The sequence below is a fragment of the Streptomyces sp. NPDC006197 genome, from assembly GCF_040613865.1.
Classification (GTDB): Bacteria; Actinomycetota; Actinomycetes; order Streptomycetales; family Streptomycetaceae; genus Streptomyces.
The window spans coordinates 1-7,447 of the sequence record NZ_JBEXSZ010000239.1 but is presented as its reverse complement, the minus strand read 5'-3'; the positions used below and the strand labels follow the sequence as shown (position 1 = coordinate 7,447).

At 73.3% G+C, this 7,447-nt stretch carries 8 protein-coding genes; 4 read left to right on the top strand and 4 right to left on the bottom strand.

The genetic code is table 11. From position 1 onward, the window contains the following. A partial coding sequence (gene rhaI / locus ABZ318_RS38330) for an L-rhamnose isomerase (protein ID WP_356907040.1) occupies positions 1 to 1,228 on the bottom strand: 1,228 nt, incomplete at its 3' end. A 149-nt stretch (positions 1,229 to 1,377) separates the two neighbouring features. On the opposite strand from rhaI, the gene ABZ318_RS38325 reads away from it, so the two are divergent. After that, a complete protein-coding gene (locus tag ABZ318_RS38325; RefSeq protein ID WP_356907039.1) occupies positions 1,378 to 1,713 on the top strand; it encodes an L-rhamnose mutarotase in 336 nt (111 codons plus the stop codon). Positions 1,714 to 1,804: 91 nt separating this feature from the next. Then, positions 1,805 to 2,953, top strand: coding sequence for a LacI family DNA-binding transcriptional regulator (locus tag ABZ318_RS38320; RefSeq protein WP_356907038.1), 1,149 nt, complete (start codon positions 1,805 to 1,807; stop codon positions 2,951 to 2,953). A 16-nt stretch (positions 2,954 to 2,969) separates the two neighbouring features. Here ABZ318_RS38320 and xylA read toward each other — a convergent pair whose 3' ends face one another. Next, positions 2,970 to 4,136 carry a xylose isomerase gene (gene xylA, locus ABZ318_RS38315; protein WP_356907037.1) on the bottom strand — a complete coding sequence of 389 codons (1,167 nt, stop codon included), beginning with the start codon at positions 4,134 to 4,136 and terminating at the stop codon, positions 2,970 to 2,972. Positions 4,137 to 4,249: 113 nt separating this feature from the next. Here xylA and xylB point away from each other — a divergent pair, with 113 nt between their 5' ends. Next, the gene (xylB, locus tag ABZ318_RS38310) at positions 4,250 to 5,728 is read left to right on the top strand and encodes a xylulokinase (RefSeq protein ID WP_356907036.1); all 1,479 of its coding nucleotides are present in this window, start codon (positions 4,250 to 4,252) and stop codon (positions 5,726 to 5,728) included. A gap of 157 nt (positions 5,729 to 5,885) precedes the next feature. On the opposite strand, the gene ABZ318_RS38305 is transcribed toward xylB, so the two are convergent. Continuing rightward, positions 5,886 to 6,275, bottom strand: a complete 390-nt coding sequence (locus tag ABZ318_RS38305) for a nuclear transport factor 2 family protein (RefSeq protein WP_356907035.1) — start codon at positions 6,273 to 6,275, stop codon at positions 5,886 to 5,888. A gap of 181 nt (positions 6,276 to 6,456) precedes the next feature. On the opposite strand from ABZ318_RS38305, the gene ABZ318_RS38300 reads away from it, so the two are divergent. Continuing rightward, positions 6,457 to 6,954: a DUF1877 family protein gene (locus ABZ318_RS38300; RefSeq protein WP_356907034.1), complete on the top strand. Its 498-nt coding sequence runs from the start codon at positions 6,457 to 6,459 to the stop codon at positions 6,952 to 6,954. Here ABZ318_RS38300 and ABZ318_RS38295 read toward each other — a convergent pair. Beyond that, the coding region (locus tag ABZ318_RS38295; protein WP_356907041.1) for a hypothetical protein at positions 6,935 to 7,447 on the bottom strand (513 nt) is incomplete at its 5' end. The genes ABZ318_RS38300 and ABZ318_RS38295 overlap by 20 nt on opposite strands.

Sequence of the window (7,447 nt, the reverse complement as noted above, 5' to 3'; positions counted from 1 at the left end):
ACATGATGGTGAGCAGGTTGGAGATGCCGGCCTTGTTCTCCGGGTCGAAGCGGATCACCGTGTCGGTGTCGGTGACGGCGCTCTTGACCTTCTTGCGTTCGGCGGCGACCAGCTCCTGCCGCCCCGAGCGCAGGTAGGCGGCGACCGGGTCGGGGTCGAGGCCCCGCTCCGCGCGCAGTTCGCGCAGCAGGGGCCGTACGTCGGTGTCGTAGGCGTCCATCAGGACGGCGTGGGCGGCGAGCACGTCCCCGGCCCGCTGGGCGGCGGCGAGCGCGTCGGCGTCGACGAGGAGGGCCTTGGCGGTGGCCTCCTGGACGTTCATCACCGAGCGGATCACCGCCGGGACCTTCGCCTCCACGTTGTGGCACTGGTCGAGCATGAAGGCGATGTCCGCCGCGGGTTCCAGGCCGCCGTTCTTGACGACCTCGTGCATGATCCGGAAGAGCTGGAAGGGGTCGGCGGCGCCGGCCATCAGGTCGTCGTCGGCGTAGAAGCGGGAGTTGAAGTCGAAGCCGCCGAGCCTGCCCTCGCGGAGCAGCAGGGCGACGATGAACTCGATGTTGGTGCCGGGCGCGTGGTGGCCGGTGTCCACCACGACCCGCGCCTTCGGGCCCAGCCTGAGGCAGTGGGCGTAGGCGGTGCCCCAGTCCGGCACGTCGGTGGTGTAGAAGGCGGGCTCGAAGAACTTGTACTCCAGGAGCAGCCGCTGCCCTTCGCCGAGCCGTGCGTACACCTCGGCCAGGGACTCCGCGAGCCGTTCCTGCCGGGCGGTGACGTCGTCCTGTCCGGGGTAGTTGGTGCCGTCCGCGAACCAGAGCTTCAGCTCCGTCGAGCCGGTCGCGTCCATGATGTCGACGCAGTCGAGCAGGTGGTCCACGGCCCTGCGGCGCACGGCCGGGTCGGGGTGGCAGACGCTTCCGAGCCGGTACGCGTCGTCCTGGAAGGTGTTGGAGTTGATCGCGCCCAGTTCGATGCCGCGCTCCTTCGCGTACGCGGCGAGAGCGGCGTAGTCGTCGACCCTGTCCCACGGGATGTGCAGCGACACCCTGGGGGCGACGCCGGTGTGGGCGTGGACCTGCGCCGCGTCGTCGAGCTTCTCGTACGGGTTCCGGGGCACGCCGGGCTGCGTGAACACCTTGAAGCGGGTTCCGGAGTTCCCGTAGCCCCAGGAGGGCGTTTCGATCCGCTGGGCGGCGAGTGCGGCCTTCACGGCAGCGATGTCGGGCATGTCCACCTCGGAGCCTTGAAATGAATCGATTCAGTGCTCGGTGGAAGCTAGTCACCGTGCAGGGTGTCGTCAAGACACTTGACCGGATGGGCGTCGGCGACCTAGCGTCCAGGTCCACGGAAATGAAACATTTCAGTCGAGGGGATCGGATGGCGACGGCGAACGTCCAGCGGGTCTGCTTCCTGCTGAAGGTCCGGTCCGAGGGGATCGAGGAGTACCGGGCGCGCCACCGGCACGTCTGGGCCGACATGCTCGCGGCGCTCTCCGCCGCCGGCTGGCACAACTACTCCCTCTTCCTCCGCGAGGACGGGCTCCTCGTCGGCTACCTGGAGACCCCGGACTTCGACCGGGCCCGCGCCGTGATGGAGGCCACCGATGTCAACGCCCGGTGGCAGGCCGAGATGGCCGGGTTCTTCGAGGAGCTCGACGGCCGGGCGCCCGACGCCGCCATGCGGCCGCTGACCGAGGTCTTCCACCTCGCGTGAGGGGCCGCGAGGGGCCGGCCGCATAGGATGAATTCACGGGGCGGACCCCGGCCGGACAGGGCGGCGGGGCAGGACGGACCAGGTGGGACGGATGACGGACACCGCGCGGACGAGCGGGAGCGGCGGCGGCGCGGACACCGTCGACGGCGCCGGGGGCGACGGGAGTGCGCGGGCCGGAAGCGGTGGGAACGGCGGGAGTGCGCGGGCCGGGAGCGTCGCAGGCGCCGGCAGTGTCGGCATCAAGGACGTGGCGCGCGAGGCGGGCGTCTCGGTCGGCACCGTCTCCAACGTGATCAACCAGCCCGACCGGGTCTCACCCGCCACCCTCCAGCACGTCCGCGCGGTCATCGCCCGCCTCGGCTACGTGCGCAGCGAGTCCGCCCGCCAGCTCAGGGCGGGCCGCAGCCGCATCATGGCGCTGCTCGTCCTCGACATGGGCAACCCCTTCTTCGTCGACATCGCCCGGGGCGCCGAGCGCACCGCCCGGGCGGCCGGCCTGGGCGTGATGGTCTGCAACAGCGACCAGAACCCCGCCGACGAGGCCGACTACCTCTCCCTCTTCGCCGAGCAGCGCGTCCGGGGCGTCCTGGTCACCCCCGCCGACCCCAGCGGGGCCAACCTGCGCGCGTTCCGCCGCCACGGCATCCCGTCCGTCCTCGTCGACCGGGTGGCGGGCGACGGCGTCGGCTGCTCGGTCTCCGTCGACGACGTCGTCGGCGGCTCCCTCGCGATCCGGCACCTGGTCGCGACCGGTCACCGCTCCTTCGCGTATGTCAGCGGACCCGGCCACCTCCAGCAGGTCCGCGACCGGCGCGAGGGCGCCCTGCTCGCGCTCGCCGAGGCCGGACTGCCCGCCGCGGCGCTGCGGGAACTCCCGGCCGAGCGCCTCGACGTGGCCTCCGGGCGGGACGCCGGGTCCCGGCTGCTCGGCCTCGCCGACCGCCCGACGGCCGTCTTCTGCGCCAACGACCTGCTCGCCCTGGGCGTGCTCCAGTCGCTGTACGCGGCGGGGGTCCGGGTCCCGGAGGACATGGCGATCGTCGGCTACGACGACATCGAGTTCGCCGCGGCCGCGACCGTACCCCTGACGTCCGTACGGCAGCCGGCGCTGACCCTCGGGGCGAAGGCGGCCGAGCTGCTCCTGGAGGAGACCGGCGAGCGGGCGGCCGACCACCGGCACGAGCACGTGGTGCTCCAGCCGGAGCTGGTCGTCCGCCGCTCGACGCTCGCCGGGCGCTGACCGCCCGTACGAGTCGTCAGCGCACGCCGAGCAGATGCTCCAGGGCCAGCTGGTCCAGGCGCTCGAAGGCCATCGAGCGCTCCGCGGCCGCGTCCGGGTCGAACGCCTCGTACGCCGTGGGGTCGGCCAGCAGCGCCGCGAGGCCGTCGGCGGCCGTGGGGACGGCGAGCTCGGGCAGCCGGGAGGCGGCGAGCGCCGCCACGACGTCCGGGTCGGCGCGGAAGGCCGCCGCGCGGTCCTTGAGGATCAGGTAGTTCCGCATGCAGTTCTTCGCGGACTCCCACACCCCGTCGAAGCCGTCGGTGCGGACCGGCTTGAAGTCGAAGTGGCGCGGGCCCGTGTAACCGGCCGTCTCCAGCAGGTCCACCAGCCAGAACGCCTGCCGCAGATCGCCCGCGCCGAAGCGGAAGTCCTGGTCGTACTTGATGCCCGACTGGCCGTTCAGGTCGATGTGGAACAGCTTCTCCGCCCACAGCGCCTGCGCGATGCCGTGCGGGAAGTTGAGCCCGGCCATCTGCTCGTGGCCGGTCTCCGGGTTGACGCCGACGAGCTCGGGGCGCTCCAGGCGCTCGATGAAGGCGAGGGCGTGCCCGATCGTGGGCAGCAGGATGTCGCCGCGCGGCTCGTTCGGCTTGGGTTCGATCGCGAAGCGCAGGTCGTAGCCCTGCTCGGTGACGTACTGGCCGAGCAGGTCGAAGGCCTCCTTCATCCGGTCGAGCGCGACCCGGACGTCCTTCGCGGCGCCGGACTCGGCGCCCTCCCGGCCGCCCCAGGCGACGTAGGTGGTGGCGCCGAGCTCGACGGCCAGGTCGATGTTGCGGAGGGTCTTGCGCAGGGCGAACCGGCGCACGTCCCGGTCGTTGGCGGTGAAGGCGCCGTCCTTGAAGACGGGGTGGGCGAAGAGGTTCGTGGTCGCCATGGGCACCGCGAGCCCGGTGCGGTCCAGGGCGTCCCGGAAGCGCTTGACGATCGCGTCCCGCTCGGCGTCCGGCGTCCCGAAGGGGATCAGGTCGTCGTCGTGGAAGGTGATGCCGTACGCGCCGAGGGCGGCGAGCCGCTCGACGGCCTCCACGGGGTCGAGGGCGGGGCGGGTCGCCTCGCCGAAGGGGTCGCGGCCCTGCCAGCCGACGGTCCACAGGCCGAAGGTGAAGCGGTCCTCGGGGGTGGGCGAGAAGTCCGTCATGGCGTCTCCCTGCTACTGGCAACCGGATTTGTTTTCTGAGATAACTAATACGGGACGGGGCCGGTCCGGCGCCAGCCCCGACGAGCCGAGAGATCGAGAGACGAGGTACGGACATGCCCGCGAGCCGCTCCGTCGTGATCGGCGTGGACAGCTCCACGCAGTCCGCCAAGGCCGCCGCCGTCGACGCCGACACCGGCGAGCTCCTCGCCCTCGGCCGCGCCCCGCACACCGTCACCGGCTCCGCCGGGGCGCGCGAGAGCGACCCCGAGGAGTGGTGGACCGCCCTCGCCGCGGCCGTCCGCGCGGCGGTACGGGAGGCGGGCGTCCCGGCGGCCTCCGTCACCGGCATCGCCGTCGCCGGCCAGCAGCACGGCCTCGTCGCCCTCGGCCCCGACGGGCGGCCCCTCCGCCCCGCGCTGCTCTGGAACGACACCCGCTCCGCGCCCCAGGCGGCCGCCCTCGCCACCCGCCTCGGCGGCCCCGCGTCCTGGCCGGCCCGGACCGGATCGGTCCCCGTCGCCTCCATGACCGCCGCCAAATGGCAGTGGCTCCGCGAGCACGAGCCGCACCACGCCGACGCGACGACCGGCATCCGCCTCCCGCACGACCACCTCACCGAACGCCTCTCCGGGGCCGCCGTCACCGACCCCGGAGACGCCTCCGGCACCTGCTGGTACGGCACCGCCACCGGCGCCTACGACCCCGAGGTCCTGGACCTCATCGGCCTGGACCCGGCCCTGCTGCCGGCCGTCGCCCCCTCCGGCGCCACCCGCGTCGGCACCCTCACCCCGGCCGCCGCCGAGGCGCTCGGCCTGCCCCGCACGGTCGCCGTCGCCGCCGGGACCGGCGACAACATGGCGGCCGCCGTCGGGCTCGGGCTCGGCGGCGCGGGCCTGCTCGACCACCCCGTCGTCAGCCTCGGCACCTCCGGCACCGTCTTCGCCGCGACCCGCGCCCGCCCCGCCGACCCCGGCCTCGCCGGCTTCGCCGCCACCGACGGCACGTACCTCCCGCTCGGCTGCACCCTCAACTGCACGCTCGCCGTGGACCGGTTCGCCACGCTCCTCGGCCTCGACCGCGAGGACGCCGCACCCGGCGGCGACGTAGTCGTCCTCCCGTACCTCGACGGCGAACGCACCCCCGACCTCCCGCACGCGGCCGGGCTCGTCACCGGCCTCCGGCACGGCACCGACCCCCGGGCCGTCCTCGGCGCCGCCTACGAGGGCGCGGCCTTCACCGTGCTGCGCGCCCTCGACGCGCTCCTCGCCGCCTGCGGCCTCGACCCGGCCGCCCGCGACGTACGGGACCGCCCGCTGCGCCTCATCGGCGGCGGCGCACGAGGCCGCGCCTGGACGGAAACCGTCCGCCGGCTCTCCGGACGCCCCCTGGTCGTCCCCGCCGCCGACGAACTCGTCGCCCTCGGCGCCGCGGCCCTCGCCGCGGGCGCCGTCACCGGCTCCGACCCCGTCGCCCTGACCACCGCCTGGGGCACCGGCACGGGCACCCTCCTGCCCCCGGTCCCGCGCGACGGGGAGACCTGGAACCGGATCGCGACCGTCCTCGCCGCGGCGACGCCGACGCTCCTGAGCTGACGCGCGAAGCCCTGCCCCGCCCGCGATCTCCGGGTCACCCGGGGGAGGACGACGGGGAAGACCCCATGGCCGCTCCACCGGCGGCGTCATCGCGCGGGCCGCCCGCCGGCGGGGACTGATCCTGGACGTGGTCACACACGGCGACGCCGCCCGGGGGTCACTGGCCTTCCGGCACGGGCGTGGCCTGGTGGTAGTACATCCGCCACCCCGATTCCTCATCCAACTTCCGCCAGATCGAGCTCCTCCGGGCTCGCCTGCCATCGAGCACGGTCTCGAACGTCAGGTGCACGATCCCCGGCGCCAATACGGTGCCGGTCATCCCGGTGGGCACGTACTGCGGGCCGTCGTCGGTCGCACCCTGCATGTCCGGCAGCGCCGAGACCATCGACCGGCGATCCCAACGACGTCCCGAGGCACCTACTTCCACGAACTCCGGATCGAAGAATCGATCCGCCAACGCCCTGGACGACCGCACGGCCGGACTCAGCAACTGCAGTTCCCGCTCGATGACCTCGGCCACACAGCTGTTTTCCACGTCTTCGCTCATGGGAGCATCTTGCCCGGCCTGACCTGGGGTTTCGCAAGGCGGACAGAGACCGCTCCCTGAGCGATGACCGGGAAGGCGAGGAGGTGCCCCATCGAGCAGGACGTCCCGTTGTCAGTGGCGCCGCGTAGGGTCGGTCCGTCCGGTCCGACCGGCGGGCCGTCGAACCAGGGGACCTGCAGCGGTGAGCATCCACCTCCATTTCCGCGCCGTCGCGGAATCCGAGATCCGGGACGACCACACCTGGCTCACGGCGTACCTCTCCGAGGCCTGGGACGACTTCGAGGACGAGCACGCGGCGGGTGTCGCCGACGCGATTTCGAAGTCCTGGTCCTCCGTCAACGACCTCTACGCCGGGGCCGCTGCCGTCGGTACGGATGCCGACGGACCCTGGACGCTGCCGATCTACGGCGGCCGCCCCGTGGCCCACAGCACCGACGCCGACGTCTCCGACCCGCCCATGATCTTCATGGACCCGCCCGAAGTGTCACGGGCGGCGGAGTTCCTCGCGACGGTCTCCTTCGACGAGCTGTGGGACGCCGTCGGCACGAAGCTCGGGTTCCGCGGCCCGGACGAGGCGCTCTTCAGACAGGAGTACCTCGAACGCCACGAGTCGCTCCGGAGGTTCTACGCGCGGGCCGCCTCGTCGGGCCACGCCGTGGTCAAGGTCGTGTGGGCATGAGACGGCGACGGCGGTACGCGATCGCCACCGCCGCGAGCAACGGGGCCCAGGCGAGCAGCGGGAGGTAGCAGGCGAGGAACAGGCCCTGCTGGAGCATGCCCTCGGTGTGGGTGCCGGGGGAGTCCTGGCCGATGCCCGCGTACGCCACGTACACGAACCAGCAGGTGAGGGCGGCGAGTCCGCACGCCCCGGTCAGCGCGGCGAGGGTCGCGCCCCGGGCGCCGACCGGGCGCCCGCCGAGGAACGGCAGCCGCCGGGGGAACACCTCGCCCCACTCGCGGACCAGACCCAGCGTCAGGAAGGCGAGCAGCTCGGCGAGGGCGGTGAGGCCGAGCTGGAAGGCGGCCAGGCCGAGGGTCGGGTCGTCGACCCGGGCCACCGGCGCGCCGAACGTCAGGGGCGACAGCTGGGACCCGGTCCCGGTGCCGCTCCCCACGTACGTCACCGCCCCGGTCGCCCCGCGTGCCACGAGCGGCGTCGACATCACGGACCC